The following is an 18,451-nucleotide window of genomic DNA, read 5'->3' on the forward strand; positions in this document are numbered from 1 at the left end:
GGCGTCAGCGCCTTCCGTCGAGTGCGATACGGAGATCGGCTCCACTGAACAGCAGGTCCGCACCGCGCGGCCGCGGTGGGTCGTTCTCGACGGGTCGCGTATGCGGGGCCAGCAGGTACAGCTGGTGGAGAAATACCTCCACGGCGAGCGTCGCCGATTGTTTACCGGGACAGATATGCCCGCCGAACCCGAACGTCAGCGGTAGTTTTCCGCCCCGGCGCAAGATCGGATCGTCCGGAAAAGCCGCCGGATCGCGATTGGCGGCGGCGAACATGACCAGTACCGGGCCCGGCGGCAGTTCCGTCCCACCGGCGAGCGTGACCGGGCGCGTGATACGCCGCTTCCAGGCCACCAGTCCCGGATCCAGCTGCAGTATCTTCGCCGCCACATCGCTCGCGGTCCGCGGTTCGGCCAGCAGGTGCCACCACGCACGGTCCGGATCGTGCAGCAGGCGCTGAACGCCCTGCTGGATGCTGCCGCTCACGGTGTGCACCCCGGCCGCCAGCGAATTCGCCACCGCCGAAACCGCCACCCGGCGCGGGATTCCCGCATCACGCAGGTGGGTCGCGAAACCGACCGTGCCGCTGCGCAGATCGTGATCGATGGCGCGGCCGCTCACCGTGAACAACTGTCCCAGCGCGGCCACCGCACCGGCCAGTTCCCGCCCGCGCATCGAACGGCCGAGCAACCCCGACTGAGCACCGCTCCACACCGCGACCCGCGGCCATTCCCCGGGCGGCAGGCCCACCGCCGAACCGGTCACCCGGGTGGCGTAGGCGATCGACAGCGCGGTCACGTCCAGGACCGGACCCGACGGCGCGATCCCGGCGAGCGCCGCATGGAAATGCTCGGTCAGCATCGCGATATGCCGCGGCCGGTCGGCGGCCCGGATCGTGAAATGACCGGCCGGACCGGCCATGGTGTTCCACACCCGCTCGTGCAGGGACTCGTCGGCCAGATCGGCGGTCGCCTTCGCGGGCAACGGGATCAGATGCCGGAACAGCGGGGGCAGGGCCCGTGGAGTCGCGGCGATCCGCGGGTACCCGACCAGCGGCTCCAGCGAGTTGTCCCGGGATATCTCCGGTCGCCCGGCCGCCAGCACCTCGCGGACGTCGTCGTATTTCCAGATCATCCGAAGACCCGACCGGTGCCGGTAGGAGCGCTGCGGCCATTCGTGCAGCCGCCGGTAGCGCGCATCCCGTTCGCTGAAGAACAGTTCGTTCGCGGTCACCTCGGCGAACGGGAAACCCGCCACCGGAGCTACACGACCACCGACCCTGTACACCGTCCGAATCGTAGACCGGCCGGGTGACGAGCACATCCCGGGATCCGAGCGGAAATCACGTCCCCGGGAGAGTGTTCAGCCCAGCAGACGAGCGCGCAGCGCCGCGTCCTTCTCCAGCACCATAGTTTCCAGCCCCGCCTGGAACTGCGCCATCCGCTGCCGCAGAGCCGGATTGTGCGCACCGAGGATCCGGGCGGCCAGCAGGCCCGCGTTCCGGGCGCCACCGATCGAGACGGTGGCCACCGGCACCCCGGCGGGCATCTGGACGATCGAGAGCAACGAATCCATACCGTCGAGGTACTTCAGCGGCACCGGTACACCGATCACCGGCAGCGGCGTCGCGGAGGCGACCATACCGGGCAGGTGCGCGGCACCACCGGCACCCGCGATGAGCACCTGGATCCCCCGGTCCGCGGCACCGCGGGCGTAATCGAGCATGCGCTGCGGAGTCCGGTGCGCGGACACCACACCCACCTCGAACCGGATCCCGAACTCGGCCAGCGCCTCGGCGGCCGCCTCCATCGTCGGCCAGTCCGAATCACTGCCCATGATCACCCCGACCGCCGGGGAGCCCGGAACACTGCCTTCCACCACGTCACTCATGCGGGTCCCATCCATCGGTCCATATCGCGTGCGACATCCAGTGCGCCGCGCGCTCGGCTCGTTCCCGCACCACCGCGACATCGTCGCCGAGCACGTTCACATGCCCGATCTTGCGGTCCGGGCGTTCGCCCTTGCCGTACAGGTGCACCTTGGCGTCCGGCATCCGGGCGAACAGATGGTGCAGCCGCTCGTCCATCGACATGGCGGGCGCCTCGGGCGCACCGAGGATATTCGCCATCACGGTCACCGGCGCGAGCGGGCGGGTGTCCCCGAGCGGATAGTCCAGGACCGCACGCAGGTGCTGTTCGAACTGGCCGGTGCGGGCGCCGTCCATTCCCCAGTGCCCGGAATTGTGCGGGCGCATGGCCAGCTCGTTGATCAACAGAGTGCCGTCGGTGGTCTCGAACAGTTCGACCGCCATTGCCCCGACGACACCCAGATCCGCGGCCAGCCGCAGCGCCAGCTCCTCGGCTTCGGCGGCCAGCTCCTCGGCCAGCTCGGGCGCCGGAGCGATCACCACGGCACACTGACCGCGCCGCTGCACCGTCTCCACGACCGGCCAGGTCGCGGCCTGACCGTACGGGGAGCGCGCGACCATGGCCGACAATTCGCGTTTCAGCGGGACCCGGACCTCGGCCAGCAACTGCACCCCCGCGGCGAGTTGCTCTGCGGTGATCTTCGCCGCCGCGTCGCCGTCCTCGGGCATCCACACACCGCGACCGTCGTAACCACCGCGGATCGCCTTCAGCACGATCGGCCAGCCGTGTTCGTCGCCGAAACGCACCGCGTCGGCCTCCGATTCCACCACGGTGAACGCGGGCACCGGCAGCCCCCGCGCGGACAACTCGGTACGCATGGCCAGCTTGTCCTGGGCGAACCGCAGTGCCTGCGGGGGCGGGAGTACGTTCACCCCCTCCGCGACCAGCGCCTCCAGATGTTCGGTCGGCACATGCTCGTGATCGAAGGTGAGGGCGTGCGCGCCGGTCGCGGCCCGGCGCAACGCGCCGAGGTCGGAATGGCTGCCGAGCACCACATCGGGGCTCACCTGAGCCGCCGGGTCGTCCGGCCGTTCGGCGAGCACCCGGAGCCGCTGCCCCAGCTCGATGGCCGCCTGATGCGTCATCCGCGCCAGCTGGCCGCCACCGATCATGGCGACGGTCGGCATCGCGGCAGGGTCGAAACTACGTGCGTTCACGTCGGTAAATACTGTCACGTCCTGCGCGAACACCGGCTGGCGGTATGCTCCGGACTTGTGTCATTCGTCGACGACGTGGTTCGCGTCCTCCCGCAGCCCCTCCAGGAGATCGCCTTCCGCCAACGCGAGCTCATCAAGTTCGCCATTGTCGGAGCGACCACCTTCGTGATCGACGGCGGCATCTTCTACATGCTGAAGTGGACGGTACTCGAGGAGAAGCCGGTCACCGCGAAGATCATCTCCGGAGTGATCGCGGTCATCGCGTCCTACATCCTCAACCGCGAATGGTCGTTCAAGAACCGCGGTGGCCGGGAACGCCACCACGAGGCACTGCTGTTCTTCGCGGTCAGCGGGGTGGGTGTGGTGCTCAGCATGCTCCCGCTCTACCTTTCCCGCTACGCCTTCCAGCTGCACCAGCCCACCGTCAGCTTCATGGTCGAGAACATCGCCGATTTCATCAGCGCCTACATCATCGGCAACCTGCTGCAGATGGCGTTCCGGTACTGGGCGATGCGGCGCTGGGTCTTCCCCGACGAGGTGGACCAGATGCTGGAGAAGCTCGAGGAATACGTCGAAGAGGAACACGACCGGCGCCGCCTCGGCAGCTGATCCGACCGGGCTACCGCGGTTCTCCCACCACCCGGTTCTCCACCCGCGCGGACAGCGGTTTTCCGAGGAACACCGCGAACAGCGCGGGACGGCGGCGTTGTAGTTCCAGCCGGCCGCCGTCCGCCTCGATCAGGGCGCGTGCCAGCGCGAGCCCCACACCCGTGGATCCGGCACCCGAGAAGCCGCGGTCGAAGATATGCGGCGCGAGATCGTCGCTGACCCCCTCGCCTTCGTCGGCGACCTGGACACACACCAGCGGTTCCCGGTCCTGCCCCGGGCGCACGGTGCGCACCGAGACCGTGCAGGTCCCGCCGCCGTGCATCAACGCGTTGTCGACGAGCACCGTCACCGCCTCCCGCAACCGGGAACCGGAGATCGGGGCGCGCAGTGATTCGTCACCGGTCAGGCGCAGGGTGCGCCCGGCCTCCCGGAACGGGTGGGTCCACTCGGCGACGATGCCGCGGAGTTCGTCCATCACCGGTACCGGATCGCGGTCGGTGGCGTCCTCGTCCCGCGAGGCCCGCACCAGATCGTCGATCGCCTCGGTGAGCCGGTCCACCTGGGCCATGGCTTCCTCGGCCTCGTGCACCACCGCCGGATCGGTATGCGCGGACAGTTCGTCCAGCCGGAGCCGGACCGCGGTCAGACGGCTGCGCAACTGGTGCGAGACATCGGCCACCAGCGCATGCTCCCGTTGCAGGCGACCGGCGATCTCCACGGTCGCCGAATCGAGCACATCGGAGACCCGGTCCAGTTCGGCTATCCCGTGGCGGCGCGGATCCGGACGGAAATCACCCATCGCGAGCCGGGCCGCCCGCGCGGCCACATCCCGGATCGGGTCGGCGACCCGGCGCGCGGTGACGATGGCGACCGTGATCGCCGCCGCCAGCGAGATCGCGACAGCCAGGGCCACCCCGGCCACCGCCTGCCGCTGCCGGGCCTCCATCGGCGTCGCGGGCACCTCCAGCCGCAACGACACATCGGTACCCATCGACAGCGACTCCACCAGCGGGTCGTGTACGGACTGCGACCCGACCTCGACCTTCACCGCCGTATCCTCCGGCGCCGGATACACGACGGTGAGCCGGCCGCCCTCGGGCACCAGCGGCTGCACGGTGTGCAGGTCCAGCCCGCCGCTGATCACCCCGCTCCCGTGTTCCTGGCCGATGACCTCCGCGGAGATCAGCTCCAGCCGGCTGCGCAGATCGTTGCGGGTGATGTCCTCCACCCACAGCCACGCGGTATAGGTGAGCGGCACACCGAGCACGACCGTGGTCAGCATCAGCACGGTCAGCATCGACCGCAGGATCCGGCGGCGCACGTCAGTCGGTGTTCAACCGGAAACCGACACCGCGCACGGTGACGATCCGGCGCTCGGCCATCGGTCCCTCGTCACCGATCTTGCGACGTAACCACGACATATGCATATCCAGGGTCTTGGACCCGCGCAGTTCCGCGTCCCCCCACACTTCACGCAGGATCGTCTCCCGGGCGACCACCTGACCGGCTCGATCGATCAGTACCTTGAGCAGCTCGTACTCCTTGTTCGCCAACCCGACTTCCACTCCGTTGACCAGCACCCGCCGCGCCGCCGGTTCCAGCCGGATCCCGCCGACCTCCACCGTGTCGTCGCCGATCCCGCTGCGCCGCAGCAGCGCACGAACCCGGGCCAGTAGTTCGGCCAGCCGGAACGGTTTACCGACGTAGTCGTCCGCGCCGGCATCCAGCCCGACCACGAAATCCACCTCGTCGGTCCGGGCGGTGAGCATCAGCACCGCCATCTCGGCGCCCCGGGCCCGCACCTGCCGGCAGACCTCCAGCCCGTCCATTCCCGGCAGTCCGAGATCGAGGATCAGCAGATCATGGTGTCCTTCCAGCGCGCGGTCCAGCACCGCGGGACCGAAGCTCTCCACGGTCACCGAATACCCTTCGCGGCCCAGCGCCCGGGACAGCGGCGCCGCGATGGCCTCGTCATCTTCGCCCAGCAATACGGCGGTCATGCGACAAGATTACGGTCCGCCGGGCGGGACCCACCGGCTCACGCCCACCGGTGCCGGGATCAGAAGCCGCCGTACCGGGGCGCGGCCTCGAAGACCTGGTGGTAGAGCAGCGCGTGGACCTGCTCCACATCCGGGATATCGCTGTATTCGAGAGGTTCTTCCGACGAAGAGCCGATGATCAGCTCCCCGGTCCCGAACATGCGATCGACCAGCCCGTGCCGGAACTGAACGCTCGAGATACGGCTCATCGGGATATCGATACCGGTGTGGGTCAGCACACCCTCACGGACCAGCACCCGGCGATCGGTCACGATGAAATGAGTCGATTTCCAGGACACGATCGGCGCGATACTGCGCCACGCCAGGATCAGCAGCCAGACGACCAGAACCGCCAGCAACGCGATCGACCGCCACGACTCGTCGACAGTGCGCCACACCAGCCCGCCCAGGAACCCGGCCACCGCCGTCACCACGATCAAGGTGGCGATGGGCCAGAACAGCATCTTCCAATGCGGGTGGGTGTGCAGGATCAACTCTTCGTCGGGCGCCAGCGCATCCTCCGGATAACCCATGGCCGCACACTACTCCCGAACCCACCCGAAATGCCCGATCCAGGCCGCACCACAAACAGAACCCCCCACCGGCCACCTGAACAAAAAACCCGCATGCCGACCGGGCCGTCAATGCCCCCCGCAACCCCCCGAGTCGAGTCTTACGAGACACCACAAAGGGTTGAGGCCCGTCCCGCCGTTCAGGCCTCGAAGCGCATGCGCGAAGCGCGAGTCTCGAGGCCCCCTGGTGTCCCGCCGTTCAGGCCTCGAGACTCGAGCCTTCGGCTCATGCGCTTTCGAGGCCTGAACGGCGGGACGGGCCTCGCCCCGTTGTGGGCCTCGCCGAACTCGGCGCCGCAACGGTGGCCGCCGAAGGGCCGGCGGCGGCTCGCTGACCGATCGGCGACTTCGTCCGCGCTCAGCTTCCGAGGAGGCCCTTCGCCACGTGGGTCACCTGGATCTCGTTGCTGCCCGCGTAGATCATCAGTGATTTCGCGTCGCGGGCCAGCTGCTCCACCCGGTATTCGGACATGTAGCCGTTTCCGCCGAACAGCTGCACCGCCTCCATCGCCACCTCGGTCGCGACCTCAGAGGAGTACAGCTTCACCGCCGAGGCCTCCGAAAGGCTCAGCGGTTTACCGGCTTTCCCGCGTTCGATGATGTTGAAGACCATGTTCTGCACATTGATCCGGGCGACCTCCATCTTCGCCAGCTTGAGCTGGATCAGCTGGAAGCGGCCGATCTCCTGGCCCCACAGTTTCCGGTTGCGGGCGTAATCGGTGCACAATCGCAGACATTCGTTGATCACCCCCAGCGCCATGAACCCGATACCGACCCGTTCGGCCACGAAACTGGATTTGGCGCTCTCGCGGCCGTCACCGCCGCGGTGTTCCTCGGTTTCGCCGAGCAGCCGATCGCGGCCGAGACGGACGTTGTCGAAGAACAGTTCCCCGGTGGGCGAAGCGTGCAGCCCCATCTTCTTGAAGGGTTTGCCCTGGGTGAGGCCCTCCATTCCCGCGTCGAGCACAAAGGTGAGCACCTTGCGATCGCGGGACGGGGTGCCGTCGCCCTCGTCGAGTTTCGCGTAGACGACCAGGGTGTCGGCGAAGGGCCCGTTGGTGATGAAGGTCTTCTGACCGTTGAGGATGTAGTCGTCGCCGTCGCGCCGCACAGAGGTTTTCATCCCACCGAACGCGTCCGAACCGGAATCGGGTTCGGTGATCGCCCAGCAGGCGATCTTGCGGAGGCTGACAATATCGGGCACCCACCGCTTCCGCTGGGCCAGCGTGCCCCGGGACAGGATGGTGGCACCGCCGAGCCCGGTACTCACTCCGAGCGAACTGCACAGACCCATACAGGCGCCGGAGAGTTCGCTGGTCAGCACGGCCATCATCGTCTGCTGATCGAAACCACCACCGGACCGGTCCTTGTCCGCCGCGGTCGGCTGCTCCGCTCCGTCCGCGGCCGCCTGCTGGGCGGCCAGCTGCTTGTCGAGGGCCTCCTCGGCCATGGCACCGATACCGAAATCCGCGTACAGCTTGCGCAGGATCGGATAGGGCAGCATCTCGCCGCTGTCCAGCGCGTCCAGATTGGGCCGCACTTCCTTATCGATGAACGTCCGCACCGCGTCGCGGACCATCAGGTCGGTATCGGACCATTCGAACATCGTCGTCCTCCGGTATCACCAGCAGCATTACGGTGTAAACCACCGGGCGGACGCATCGGTCGCGTCCGCCTTGTTGACAGCCTGCCAGTTCTCGGCGACCACGGCACCGAAACCGCGAAATCTCGGCCCACCCCGCCGGATATGCCGATGCCCCCACCCATCACGGGCGGGGGCATCGATACAGGCCGGGTGTCCTACCGCAGCGCGCGGGCCAGGTTGGCGTCCAGCGCCGCCAGGAACTCCTCCGTGGTGAGGTAGCCCTGATCCCCGCCGACCAGCGCGGCGAGATCCTTGGTCATCTGCCCACCCTCGACGGTCTTGATGACCACGTCCTCGAGAGTCTGCGCGAAACCGATGACCTCGGGGGTGTTGTCCAGTTTGCCCCGGTGCTCCAGGCCACGGGTCCAGGCGAAGATCGACGCGATCGGGTTGGTCGACGTCGGCTTACCCTGCTGATGCTGCCGGTAGTGCCGGGTGACCGTGCCGTGCGCGGCCTCGGCCTCACAGGTCTGCCCGTCCGGGGTGAGCAGTACGGAGGTCATCAGGCCGAGCGAGCCGAAGCCCTGCGCGACCGTATCGGACTGCACATCGCCGTCGTAGTTCTTGCAGGCCCAGACGTAGCCGCCCTCCCACTTCATGGAGGAGGCGACCATATCGTCGATCAGCCGGTGCTCGTAGGTGAGACCGGCCGCCTCGAACTGGCTCTTGAACTCGGCCTCGAACACTTCCTCGAAGGTGTCCTTGAACATGCCGTCGTAGGCCTTGAGGATGGTGTTCTTGGTCGACATGTAGACCGGGTAGTTCTGCTGCAGCCCGTAGTTGAACGAGGCGCGCGCGAAATCCTCGATGGATTTCTTGAAGTTGTACATACCCATGACGACGCCGCCGTCTTCCGGCATCTGCACGACCTCGTGCACGATGGGCTCGCTGCCGTCCTCGGGGGTGAAGGTGAGGGTGACGGTGCCGGACTGGAAGACCTTGAAATCGGTGGCGCGGTACTGGTCACCGAAGGCGTGACGGCCGATGATGATCGGTTTGGTCCAGCCGGGTACCAGGCGCGGGACATTGGAGATGATGATCGGCGCGCGGAAGATGGTGCCGCCGAGAATATTGCGGATGGTGCCGTTGGGCGAGCGCCACATCTTCTTGAGGCCGAATTCCTCGACGCGGGCCTCGTCGGGGGTGATCGTCGCGCATTTCACGCCGACACCGTGCTGTTTGATGGCGTTGGCGGCGTCCACGGTGACCTGGTCGTCGGTCTTGTCGCGGTACTCGATGCCGAGGTCGTAATACTCGAGGTTCACGTCGAGGTACGGGTGGATCAGCTTGTCCTTGATGAACTGCCAGATGATCCGAGTCATCTCGTCGCCGTCGAGTTCTACGACGGTACCTTCAACCTTGATCTTGGACATGGATCTTCGTGTCCTCCTAAGACTGGTGCCCTCATTGCACGGCCAGGCGAACACGCTTGTGAGCGGACCCCAGCTGTTCAACAGACAACGTATACATCCCGCGTTGTCCACGAGACGTCTGGTGTAACCAAGACGAGCGTACTGCTTGTGGTCGTCGCACGGTGCAGCCAGCCCCGGTCGTGAGATCTCACATGGGTGAATCGCACCACAAGATTACCCGGAGGGCGCGTATGCGGATTTCGATCGGTACCGGTGCCCGGTTACCATATTCGGCAGGTCATGAGCGCCAGCGTCAAGCCCCGGCTCGCTGGCCGGCAACCCTCCTGCTGCGGTGGGGTGCTCCGGGTGATGACCGGGCTTCCGAGAGCCGGGAGCAAGCGCACGTCAGGAGGTTGTCGATTTGTGCCGGTGCTGGTCGCGTTGAACGCGGCGATCTCACGATTCGACGAGAAATCCCCCATTTTCTGGAGCACGATATGACCGATCACAGCGTCCCCGGCGCATCCGCCGCCGGAGCGTCCCGCCGGACCCCTTCGGTCGCGTCGAGTGCCCCCGGCACCCGCACCGCCGGGTCCACCGCGGCGATTCATACGCTCCGGACATCACTACGGGCCGCCGGTTCGGCGGAAGTCCTCGCGTGAAGGTGGGCACCGAATCGACCACGGCTCGGCCCGTGGCCCAGTTACCCCCGCCCGACGGCACCCTCGGCCATGTGGACATCGGTGAACTCGCCCTGGAGAACGGTGCCGAGTTACCTCAGGTCCGGCTGGCCGTACAGCGCTGGGGCGAGCTCTCGCCGGCCATGGACAACATCGTCCTCATCGAACATGCGCTCACCGGCGACTCACATGTCGCGGGTGACCCGACGGCCGAACATCCACAGGCCGGCTGGTGGAACGGGATGGTCGGTCCCGGAGCACCGATCGATACCGACGAATGGTGCGTCGTGGCGACCAATGTGCTCGGCGGCTGTCAGGGCAGCACCGGCCCGGCCGCGCCGGCGCCGGACAGTTCGCCGTGGGGTTCGCGATTTCCGGAGATCTCCATCCGGGATCAGGTGACCGCCGAGTTGAAACTGTTCGATCTGCTGGGTGTACCCCGGCTGGCCGCGGCGGTCGGTGGCTCGATGGGGGGTATGCGCGTCCTGGAATGGATGCTGCTGGCCCCGCAACGACTGGCCGCCGCGCTGATCCTCGCGGTGGGCCCGCGGGCCACCGCCGACCAGATCGGCACCCAGAGCACCCAGATCGCGGCCATCACCAGTGATCCGGACTGGCAGGGTGGCGATTATCACGGCACCGGTCGCGCACCGATGGCCGGGATGGGTATCGCCCGGCGGATCGCGCACCTCACCTACCGCACCGAGATCGAACTGGACAGCCGGTTCGCCAATAGTGCCCAGGAGGGCGAGGACCCCCGCAACGGGGGGCGGTACGCGGTGCAGAGCTATCTGGAATACCAGGCCGAGAAGCTGGGCCGGCGGTTCGACCCGGCGACCTATGTGCTGTTGAGCGAGGCGATGAACCGCCACGATATCGGCCGCGGGCGCGGCGGTATCGAGGCCGCCATGGCCACCACCGAGGTGCCGTGCATCGTGGGCGGTATCGACTCCGATCGCCTGTATCCCCTGCACACCCAGCAGGAACTGGCCGACGGACTGCCGGGGTGCCGGCATTTCGAGGTCATCGCCTCCCGCGACGGGCACGATGCCTTCCTCACCGAGGCCGCGGCCATCGGGAAACTGCTGGTCCAGACGATGAACCTGGCCCGCGCCGGACGCTGAGTACCGGTCCGGGCGGGCGCCGCGGCCACGGGCCGATCAGCCCACGCCGAGCGTATTGATGGTCGCGGCGAGGAAGACCACGGCACCGCCCAGCAGAGTCAGGGCACCCACATCGAACGGTTTGCTGCGCACTGCCAGCAGTCCGACCCGGACCGTCGGCAGGCACAGCCGGAACGCGGCCGCGATGAGCGTGGCACCGCCGAAGAAGAAGGCACCACGACGCCAGCGGTCCTGCGCGACGAAAACCACGGCGATGAGCACCACCACCGCCACCACGACCATGGGCAGGTGGTAGCGGAGAAAACCGGCCCATCGGTTGCCGGTGCCGGGATCGTCGTCGGTTCCAGTCGCGGCGTCGGTCACGAGGGCGATTGTTCCAGATCCGGCGGATCAGGTCTGCACGAGCGGTCGGTAGTCCGCCTCGCCGACACCGAAGGTCCAGGCGACACCTTCCCGCGCGGTCCGGGTGGCCGGCGGCACCCGGAGCCAATAGGTGCGGCTGGTGCCGTCGGGTTCGGGCGTCGAATTGACCACCTCGACCATGACGACGTCCTCGTCGCCGGTCAGCGGGATCCGCCAGAGGATTCCGGTCTCGTCGCGCTGTACCGGTTCGGCGCCCGATTCCGACAGGTACCGGTCGTATCCGTAGTGTTCGAGCATCACCCGGCGCAGCTCCGCGTTCTCCTCGGTGCGGATCCGATCGGCGGTGAGTGTCGCGAGTTCGGCGATGAATTCGCCGGGGACCGGCATCCCCCGCCAGGCGTAGAGCGCGAAATCGTCGGAGTAGCCGATCGCCGGACCGTCACCACGGTCCAACCGGCCGGCCTCGTCCCGGTACAGCGCCGTGGGGCGTTCGCTGAGTACCACGAGGTTCTCGTACGGCCACCACCAGCCGGCCTCCCGCGCCACCGCGGCCAGCCCCTCCAGCGGGGTCCCCGCGCCGGTATCGAAGGCGCACAGCCAAGCCGCGTCGTGCTGCCCCATCACCGCGTCCAGCAGCAACAGCCGCGCCCGCAGTTCCTCCTGCCCCGCCGGGCGGGCGAGGCCCGGTTCGTCGGCCGGTTCCTCCGCAACGGGGGCCACCGCGGCGACCACACCCTCCCGGATCCGATTGACAACGGGTGCGGTCAGTTCCCAGAGTCCGGCCCCGGTGGCCTGCCAGTGCCGGGCGAACTCACGGGCCCCCGATGCGGTGTGCAACCGGTCGCGCTCGGCGGCCCACGGGGCACTGCGCACCTGTTCCCGGACCGGGGCACCGGCCTCCCCCGACAGCGTCGCCTCCGACAGTATGCGCACGGCCTCCAACGGCGAACGGGCCCAGCGGATCCGTCCGGGTGCGCGCAGACCGGCCCGTTCGTAGGCGAGCCGCACCCCTCGTTCGGCGGCTGCCCGGTCGCCCGGCCCGGTCACGGCGGAAAGCGCCCGCCACTCGGCGTATTCGGTCACAGTGTCACTCGATCCTGTTCTCGTGCTGCGGTTTCGGTGGCCGGTCAGTCGGCGACGATGCGCACCGAACCCGGTACGTATTCGCGCTGGCGCACCACGCGGTACCACCCTTTCGGCAGGGTGATCACGGAATGTTCCTCGTGTACCAGCCGGGCGCCCTCGGGCAGCTGCAGAACCATGCTGTCCGACCGGTGCGGATCGGGGTACAGCGTGCCGGGCGCGGCGATGGCATGCGCGTGGCCGGTGACCTCACCCAGTGCCAGCACCATCCGTCCCCGGGCATCCCGGCGGGCCGGCTGCCACGTCCCCGCGGCCTCGGCCACCGCTTCCCGATCGACCGGAACGATCAGGACATCTCCCTGGCGATACATGTGATTTCCTCCCGTAACGGCATTCTCGTGCCGTGTGATGCCGGGACCATAGCGCCGCGTACCGACAGGTTCGGGTGCCCCGTGCGGCCCGGGGCACCGATGTTTCGCACCGGTCACCGGAGGCTGGTAGAACCTTCTCGATATCGCTAGGGCCGGGAGGGCATCATGACAATCGGAGAGCATCTCGAGGAACTCGGCGGCCTGCCCGCTTTCGATTTCCCGCACGCGGAGCACCCGCCGGCCGGACTCCCCGCCGCGGATTCGGTGGCCTGGCGGATCAGCGTGGATTCCTGGCTGAGCAAGCACAGCTGGGCCGAGGTGTTCGACCGGTTCCTGGACACAGTGGACAGCGCCCGGGTTCGCGCGCTGATCATCGGCCACTGGCTGACCGATGCCGCGAATCCGCAGACGGCCGGCGAATCGGTGATCGACGCCGTGGTCGCGGCGGCGGGCCGGCTGCCGCGGTTGCGGGCCCTGTTCCACGGCGATATCACCTGCGAGCAGAACGAGATCTCCTGGATCCGCCCCGGTCCCGCGTCCGAACTGCTGCGTGCCTATCCCACCCTGCTCGAATTCGGTATCCGCGGCAGCGACCGCCTGGTGTTCCCGCCGACGACCCATCACTGCCTGGAATCGTTCACGATCCAGTCGGGCGGGACACCCCGCGAAGTGCTGCAGGGTATCGCCGCGAGCGATTTTCCCGCCCTGTCCAGCTTGGATATATGGCTGGGGACCAGCGAATACGGCGGCGACGGTGAGATCGCCGATCTGGCGCCGATACTGTCCGGCGACCGGCTGCCCGCGCTGCGGTATCTCGGCCTGCGCAACAGCGAGATCCAGGACGATATCTGCGCCGCCCTGGCCGCGGCACCGGTGGTCGCGCGGCTCGAAACCCTGGATCTGTCGATGGGTGTGCTCACCGATCAGGGCGCCGCGGCACTGCTCGGCGGCCAGCCGCTCACCCATCTGAAACGTCTGGACCTGCACTACAACTACCTCAGCGAAGAACTTCGCGAGCGGCTGCGGAACTCGCTGGAACCGGCGGGCGTGGAACTGGATCTGGAGTCCGACGACGCCGAAGAGGATATCGAGGACGACGGATCGGTATGGCGTTTCGTCTCCTGCGGTGAGTGAGCGGCGCACCCGGTCCGCACGTGTCGGCCGGTGTTGGTAGAACGATCGCGACACCGGCGCGACCCGGCCGCGGAAAGGCATATTCGATGATCAACGACGAACACCTGACGGAATTCGCCGGCCTGCCGGTCTTCGACTTCCCCGAACGCCTCGTGGAACCGGAGCACGCCGACGCCACGGGTTTCGATCACCCCGCGGTGGAATCGGTGGCCTGGCGGGTGGGCCGGATCGGCTGGGATTCGGACGCCTCCTGGGCCGATCTGTTCGACCGGTTCCTCGAACTCGTGGACACCACCCGGATCCGCGCATTCGTGGTCGGGTCCTGGGTGGATATCGAGGAGGACTGCGCCGAACCGGTGGACGCGGTACTGGACCGGCTGGTCGCCGCCCGTGACCGGTTCCCGGCGCTGCGCGCGCTGTTCCTCGGCGATATCACCCAGGAGGAGAACGAGATCTCCTGGATCTACCAGGGGCGGGTCACCGATCTGCTGGAGGCGTTTCCCGAACTCACGGAATTCGCGGTCCGGGGTTCGGAGGAGCTGAGTTTTCCGGCCGTCCGGCACGAGCGGCTGGAGAAACTGACGATCCAGGCCGGCGGCCTGCCGGCGACCGTGGTGCGCGGCGTGGCGGCCGCCGATTTCCCGGCGCTCACCCATCTCGAACTGTGGCTGGGTACTCCCAACTATCACGGCGACGCCGAGATCGCCGATCTCGCACCGATCCTGTCGGGTGACCGGTTGCCCGCGCTCCGGCATCTGGGTCTGCGCAACAGCGAGATCCAGGACGATGTCTGCACCGCGCTGGCCGCAGCGCCGGTGGTGGCCCGGTTGGACAGTCTGGACGTATCCCTGGGAATCCTCACCGATACCGGGGCGACCGCACTGCTGGGCGGGCAGCCGCTCACCCATCTGAAACGTCTGGACCTGCACCACAACTATCTGAGCGAGGGAATCCGCGAACGGTTGCGCGACACCTTGTCCCCGAAGGTGGAACTGGATCTGGATGCCGGCGGCGCGGAGACCCATTCCTACGACGGCGAAGTGTGGCGCTACGTCTCCATCGGCGAATGAATCCGGTAGCTGCGTCTCGCGCCGCCGAGTACCGGTGGGTGGTGGTCGGCAACGGCGAGAACCGGCGGGTCCGGTCGTTCCGGGCGGCAGCGGTGGCGGCCGGGTTGCCCGCACCGCGGGTGGTGGAATGGCTCGACCTGCTGCGCGACGGCGGACACCACTTCGCCGAGGACGAACTGGTGCGGCTGGATTCGCCCGGCGAACACCCCGAGGTGGACCGCATCCTGCGCGGGATCACCGATCCGACCCGGGTGGAGGGCACCGCGCGCTGGTACACCGGTTTCGGCCGGGCGGTCGCGGCGTTGCACGGCGGATGCCGGCTCGACGATCCCGCGGAACTGGCCGTGCTCTTCGACAAGCGACTGTGCCATGCGCGTCTCGCCGCGTCGGAGGTCGCCGTACCGGATTCACCGACGTCGGGCACTGCCGTACCGGTCGGTGACTGGGCGGATCTGCGGGCCCGGATGCGGGCGGCCGGGCTGGCGCGCGCGTTCGTGAAGATCGCGCACGGATCGTCGGCCTCGGGGGTGCTGGCCCTGGAAACACATCCTTCCGGCCGGATCCGCGCCACGACTTCGGTCGAGGCGACGCCCTCCGGCGCCCTGCACAATTCGCTACGCGTACGCCGCTATCGCACCGAATCCGAGATCGCCGCGATCGTGGACCGGCTCGCTCCGGACGGCCTGCACATCGAGCGGTGGGTACCGAAATCCACCCTCCAGGGCAGATCGTGTGATCTGCGGATACTGGTCGTCGCCGGTCGCGCGACGCATATGGTGGCGCGGCGGTCGGCGGTGCCCATCACCAATCTGCATCTCGGCGGTGAGCGCGGCGACCCGGCGGCTGTACGCGCCGCCGCCGGCGAACACTGGCCCCGGGCGTTGGAACTCGCGGAGCGGGCAGCGGCGTGTTTTCCCCGCACACTGTGTGTCGGGGTGGATCTGCTGCCCACCGCGCACTGGCGGGAATTCGTGGTCGGGGAGGTGAACGCGTTCGGTGATCTCCTGCCCCGGATAACCGGTCTGCCCGGTTCGCCCGCGGCGGGGCAGGACACCTACACGGCACAGATAGTGGCAGCTCCGCGCTGGTACGGTGCGGTGCGCACCGCATTCGCACCGGAGGACGAGCATGTGCCGGCCTGATATGAACGAGGTGGTCGGCCGGGACGATCTGCTCCTGCTCACCCTCGACACCCTGCGTTACGACGTCGCGGTGGTGGAGTCCGCGGCGGGCCGCCTGCCGAATCTCACCGCGGCGCTGCCCGGCGGGGTGTGGGAAGAACGCCACGCACCGGGCAATTTCACCTACGCCGCACATCAGGCGATATTCGCCGGGTTCCTGCCCACTCCCGCGGCGCCCGGCCCGCATCCACGCCTGTTCGCCGCGCGATTCGCCGGGAGCGAGACGACCGCCCCCGGGACCTTCGTATTCGACGAACCCGATCTGCCCACCGCGCTGAGCACCCGCGGCTACCGCACCGTCTGTATCGGCGGTGTCGGCTTCTTCAACAAGCAGGGTGCTCTGGGCAGCACCCTGCCCGGGCTCTTCGCCGAGAGCCACTGGGAGCCGGGTTTCTCCGTCGCCTCGCCGACTTCGTTCGAAGCGCAGGTGGAGTGTGCGCGCCGGGTGATCGCCGAGACGGCCACCGACCGGCGCCTGTTCCTCTTCGTCAATGTCTCGGCGCTGCACCAGCCCAACTGGTTCCATCTGGCCGGGGCCACCCGGCAGTCCGGCGATACCCGGGAGACGCATGCCGCGGCGCTGCGCTACGTCGACCGCCATATCCCACCGCTGTTCGACGCGTTACGCGCCCGCGGCCGCTGTTTCGCCGTCGTGTGCTCCGATCACGGCACCGCCTACGGCGAGGACGGATATACCGGGCACCGGCTCGGCCATCCGTCCGTGTGGACCGTGCCGTACACCCATTTCTTCCTGGAACCGCACCCGGACGGCCCCGCGCACGAAAGCTCCGAGGACCCAGCATGACCCGTGCTCTCCCCCGATTACCCCGGCCCTACCAGAGTTACGTCTACGCCTATCCGCACAAGACGGCCTACCGGCCGCTGGAGCCACGGCCCGCGCTACGCGAGGTATGGGCGGACGAGCCACGCGATCCGCTCTCGCTCTACCTGCACATACCGTTCTGCGAGATACGCTGCGGTTTCTGCAATCTGTTCACCCGCGTCGGCGCCCCCGGCGATCTCACGACCCGCTACCTGGACGCGCTCACCCGCCAGGCCGAAACCGTCCGCGCCGGCCTCGGCACGGCGGAGCGCCCGCGTTTCGCCAACGCGGCGTTCGGCGGCGGCACCCCCACCTTCCTCGAGGCCGGTGAACTGCTCCGGCTCTGCGATATCGCCGAGCGCATCATGGGCGCCGATCTGCGGGCCGTCGGGTTCTCGGTCGAGACCTCACCCGCCACCGCCACGGCCGATCGGCTGGCCGTCCTCGCCGAACGCGGCGCGACCCGGATAAGCCTCGGTGTCCAGAGCTTCGACGAGAACGAAGCGCGCGCGGCCGTACGTCCGCAGCGGCGTGCCGATGTGGAGGCCGCGCTCGCCCGGATCCGCGAGACCGCGGTCGACCATCTCAATATCGATCTGATCTACGGCATCGACGGCCAGACTCCGGCGAGCTGGCGGTACTCGCTGGACGCGGCGCTGACCTGGCGGCCCGAGGAGATCTACTTGTACCCGCTGTACGTCCGCCCACTGACGGGTTTGTCCCGGCGGGACCGCGCCGCGGCGGATCTGGCCTGGGACGAACAGCGGCTGCGTTTGTACCGGGAGGGCCGGGACCATCTGCTGGCCCACGGCTACGAACAGCGGTCCATGCGGATGTTCCGGCGCCGTGACGCTCCGGCGCCGGGCCCCGACGACTATTCCTGCCAGACCGACGGCATGATCGGCCTGGGCTGCGGGGCCCGCTCCTACACCAGGGGCCTGCACTATTCGTTCGATTACGCGGTATCGGCACAGGAGGTGCGGTCGATCATCGACAGCTACACCGCCACCACCGATTTCGGCCACGCGGTCAACGGCCGGGTGATCGATGCGGACGAGGCCCGGCGCCGCCATCTGCTCCAGTCGATCCTGCAGGCCGACGGTCTGCCCGTAGCGGATTACCGCGCGCGATTCGGCACCGACCCGCATACCGATTTCCCGGTGGAACTGGCACTGCTGGCCGACCGCGGCTGGCTCGCCGACACCGGCCCCGGGCTGCTCCGACTCTCACCCGAGGGTTTGGCCTATTCCGACGCCATCGGCCCGGAGTTCTTCTCCCCCGCCGTCGGCGCGGCCATGGCCGAATACGAACTGCGGTGACCG

Annotated in this window: 18 protein-coding genes and 1 riboswitch; of the genes, 7 read left to right on the top strand and 11 right to left on the bottom strand. The window is 68.1% G+C overall.

Features of this window, described 5'->3' with window-relative positions; genetic code table 11:
* Positions 1 to 4: 4 nt before the first annotated feature.
* The 3 genes from ACWEWT_RS23680 to ACWEWT_RS23690 all read right to left on the bottom strand — a co-directional run bounded on the left by ACWEWT_RS23680 (position 5) and on the right by ACWEWT_RS23690 (position 3,053).
* Positions 5 to 1,285 (bottom strand): hypothetical protein, encoded by a 1,281-nt coding sequence (locus tag ACWEWT_RS23680; protein ID WP_452562037.1) that lies wholly within the window; start codon positions 1,283 to 1,285, stop codon positions 5 to 7.
* A gap of 75 nt (positions 1,286 to 1,360) precedes the next feature.
* A complete protein-coding gene (gene purE / locus ACWEWT_RS23685) occupies positions 1,361 to 1,888 on the bottom strand; it encodes a 5-(carboxyamino)imidazole ribonucleotide mutase (protein ID WP_452562039.1) in 528 nt (175 codons plus the stop codon).
* Complete coding sequence (locus ACWEWT_RS23690) at positions 1,881 to 3,053, bottom strand: 5-(carboxyamino)imidazole ribonucleotide synthase (protein WP_452562140.1); 1,173 nt, start codon at positions 3,051 to 3,053, stop codon at positions 1,881 to 1,883. Before ACWEWT_RS23690 ends, purE begins: the two co-directional genes overlap by 8 nt.
* An 87-nt stretch (positions 3,054 to 3,140) precedes the next feature.
* On the opposite strand from ACWEWT_RS23690, the gene ACWEWT_RS23695 reads away from it, so the two are divergent.
* Positions 3,141 to 3,692 (top strand): GtrA family protein, encoded by a 552-nt coding sequence (locus ACWEWT_RS23695; RefSeq protein ID WP_452562040.1) that lies wholly within the window; start codon positions 3,141 to 3,143, stop codon positions 3,690 to 3,692.
* A 10-nt stretch (positions 3,693 to 3,702) separates the two neighbouring features.
* On the opposite strand, the gene ACWEWT_RS23700 is transcribed toward ACWEWT_RS23695, so the two are convergent.
* From ACWEWT_RS23700 to ACWEWT_RS23720, 5 genes are all read right to left on the bottom strand, one after another.
* Positions 3,703 to 5,013: a sensor histidine kinase gene (locus ACWEWT_RS23700; RefSeq protein ID WP_452562042.1), complete on the bottom strand. Its 1,311-nt coding sequence runs from the start codon at positions 5,011 to 5,013 to the stop codon at positions 3,703 to 3,705.
* A 1-nt stretch (position 5,014) separates the two neighbouring features.
* On the bottom strand, positions 5,015 to 5,692 hold the full coding sequence (locus ACWEWT_RS23705; protein WP_397111202.1) for a response regulator transcription factor: 678 nt from the start codon (positions 5,690 to 5,692) through the stop codon (positions 5,015 to 5,017).
* 59 nt (positions 5,693 to 5,751) lie between these two features.
* The gene (locus tag ACWEWT_RS23710) at positions 5,752 to 6,264 is read right to left on the bottom strand and encodes a PH domain-containing protein (protein ID WP_452562044.1); all 513 of its coding nucleotides are present in this window, start codon (positions 6,262 to 6,264) and stop codon (positions 5,752 to 5,754) included.
* A gap of 397 nt (positions 6,265 to 6,661) precedes the next feature.
* Positions 6,662 to 7,909, bottom strand: coding sequence for an acyl-CoA dehydrogenase family protein (locus ACWEWT_RS23715; protein WP_452562046.1), 1,248 nt, complete (start codon positions 7,907 to 7,909; stop codon positions 6,662 to 6,664).
* Between the two features lie 194 nt (positions 7,910 to 8,103).
* Positions 8,104 to 9,321, bottom strand: coding sequence for an NADP-dependent isocitrate dehydrogenase (locus tag ACWEWT_RS23720; protein ID WP_452562048.1), 1,218 nt, complete (start codon positions 9,319 to 9,321; stop codon positions 8,104 to 8,106).
* A gap of 275 nt (positions 9,322 to 9,596) precedes the next feature.
* Positions 9,597 to 9,707, top strand: a riboswitch (SAM riboswitch).
* Positions 9,708 to 9,958: 251 nt separating this feature from the next.
* Between ACWEWT_RS23720 and metX the strand changes: the two genes are divergently transcribed.
* Positions 9,959 to 11,104 (top strand): homoserine O-acetyltransferase MetX, encoded by a 1,146-nt coding sequence (gene metX / locus ACWEWT_RS23725; RefSeq protein WP_452562049.1) that lies wholly within the window; start codon positions 9,959 to 9,961, stop codon positions 11,102 to 11,104.
* Between the two features lie 36 nt (positions 11,105 to 11,140).
* Here the strand turns inward: metX and ACWEWT_RS23730 are convergent, their stop codons facing one another.
* From ACWEWT_RS23730 to ACWEWT_RS23740, 3 genes are all read right to left on the bottom strand, one after another.
* Complete coding sequence (locus ACWEWT_RS23730; RefSeq protein ID WP_452562141.1) at positions 11,141 to 11,386, bottom strand: DUF3017 domain-containing protein; 246 nt, start codon at positions 11,384 to 11,386, stop codon at positions 11,141 to 11,143.
* A 108-nt stretch (positions 11,387 to 11,494) separates the two neighbouring features.
* A complete protein-coding gene (locus ACWEWT_RS23735) occupies positions 11,495 to 12,550 on the bottom strand; it encodes a DUF6745 domain-containing protein (RefSeq protein WP_452562050.1) in 1,056 nt (351 codons plus the stop codon).
* A gap of 44 nt (positions 12,551 to 12,594) precedes the next feature.
* Positions 12,595 to 12,921, bottom strand: a complete 327-nt coding sequence (locus ACWEWT_RS23740; protein WP_452562051.1) for a hypothetical protein — start codon at positions 12,919 to 12,921, stop codon at positions 12,595 to 12,597.
* Positions 12,922 to 13,086: 165 nt separating this feature from the next.
* Between ACWEWT_RS23740 and ACWEWT_RS23745 the strand changes: the two genes are divergently transcribed.
* From ACWEWT_RS23745 to ACWEWT_RS23765, 5 genes are all read left to right on the top strand, one after another.
* A complete protein-coding gene (locus ACWEWT_RS23745; protein ID WP_452562053.1) occupies positions 13,087 to 14,055 on the top strand; it encodes an STM4015 family protein in 969 nt (322 codons plus the stop codon).
* An 86-nt stretch (positions 14,056 to 14,141) separates the two neighbouring features.
* A complete protein-coding gene (locus ACWEWT_RS23750) occupies positions 14,142 to 15,125 on the top strand; it encodes an STM4015 family protein (protein ID WP_452562054.1) in 984 nt (327 codons plus the stop codon).
* Positions 15,122 to 16,267, top strand: coding sequence for an STM4014 family protein (locus ACWEWT_RS23755; protein ID WP_452562056.1), 1,146 nt, complete (start codon positions 15,122 to 15,124; stop codon positions 16,265 to 16,267). Before ACWEWT_RS23750 ends, ACWEWT_RS23755 begins: the two co-directional genes overlap by 4 nt.
* Before the next feature lies 1 nt (position 16,268).
* Complete coding sequence (locus tag ACWEWT_RS23760; RefSeq protein ID WP_452562057.1) at positions 16,269 to 17,111, top strand: STM4013/SEN3800 family hydrolase; 843 nt, start codon at positions 16,269 to 16,271, stop codon at positions 17,109 to 17,111.
* Entirely contained in the window at positions 17,108 to 18,448 is a 1,341-nt protein-coding gene (locus ACWEWT_RS23765) for an STM4012 family radical SAM protein (protein ID WP_452562058.1), read from the top strand. Before ACWEWT_RS23760 ends, ACWEWT_RS23765 begins: the two co-directional genes overlap by 4 nt.
* Positions 18,449 to 18,451 lie beyond the last annotated feature (3 nt).

This window comes from Nocardia sp. NPDC003963 (genome assembly GCF_053605105.1).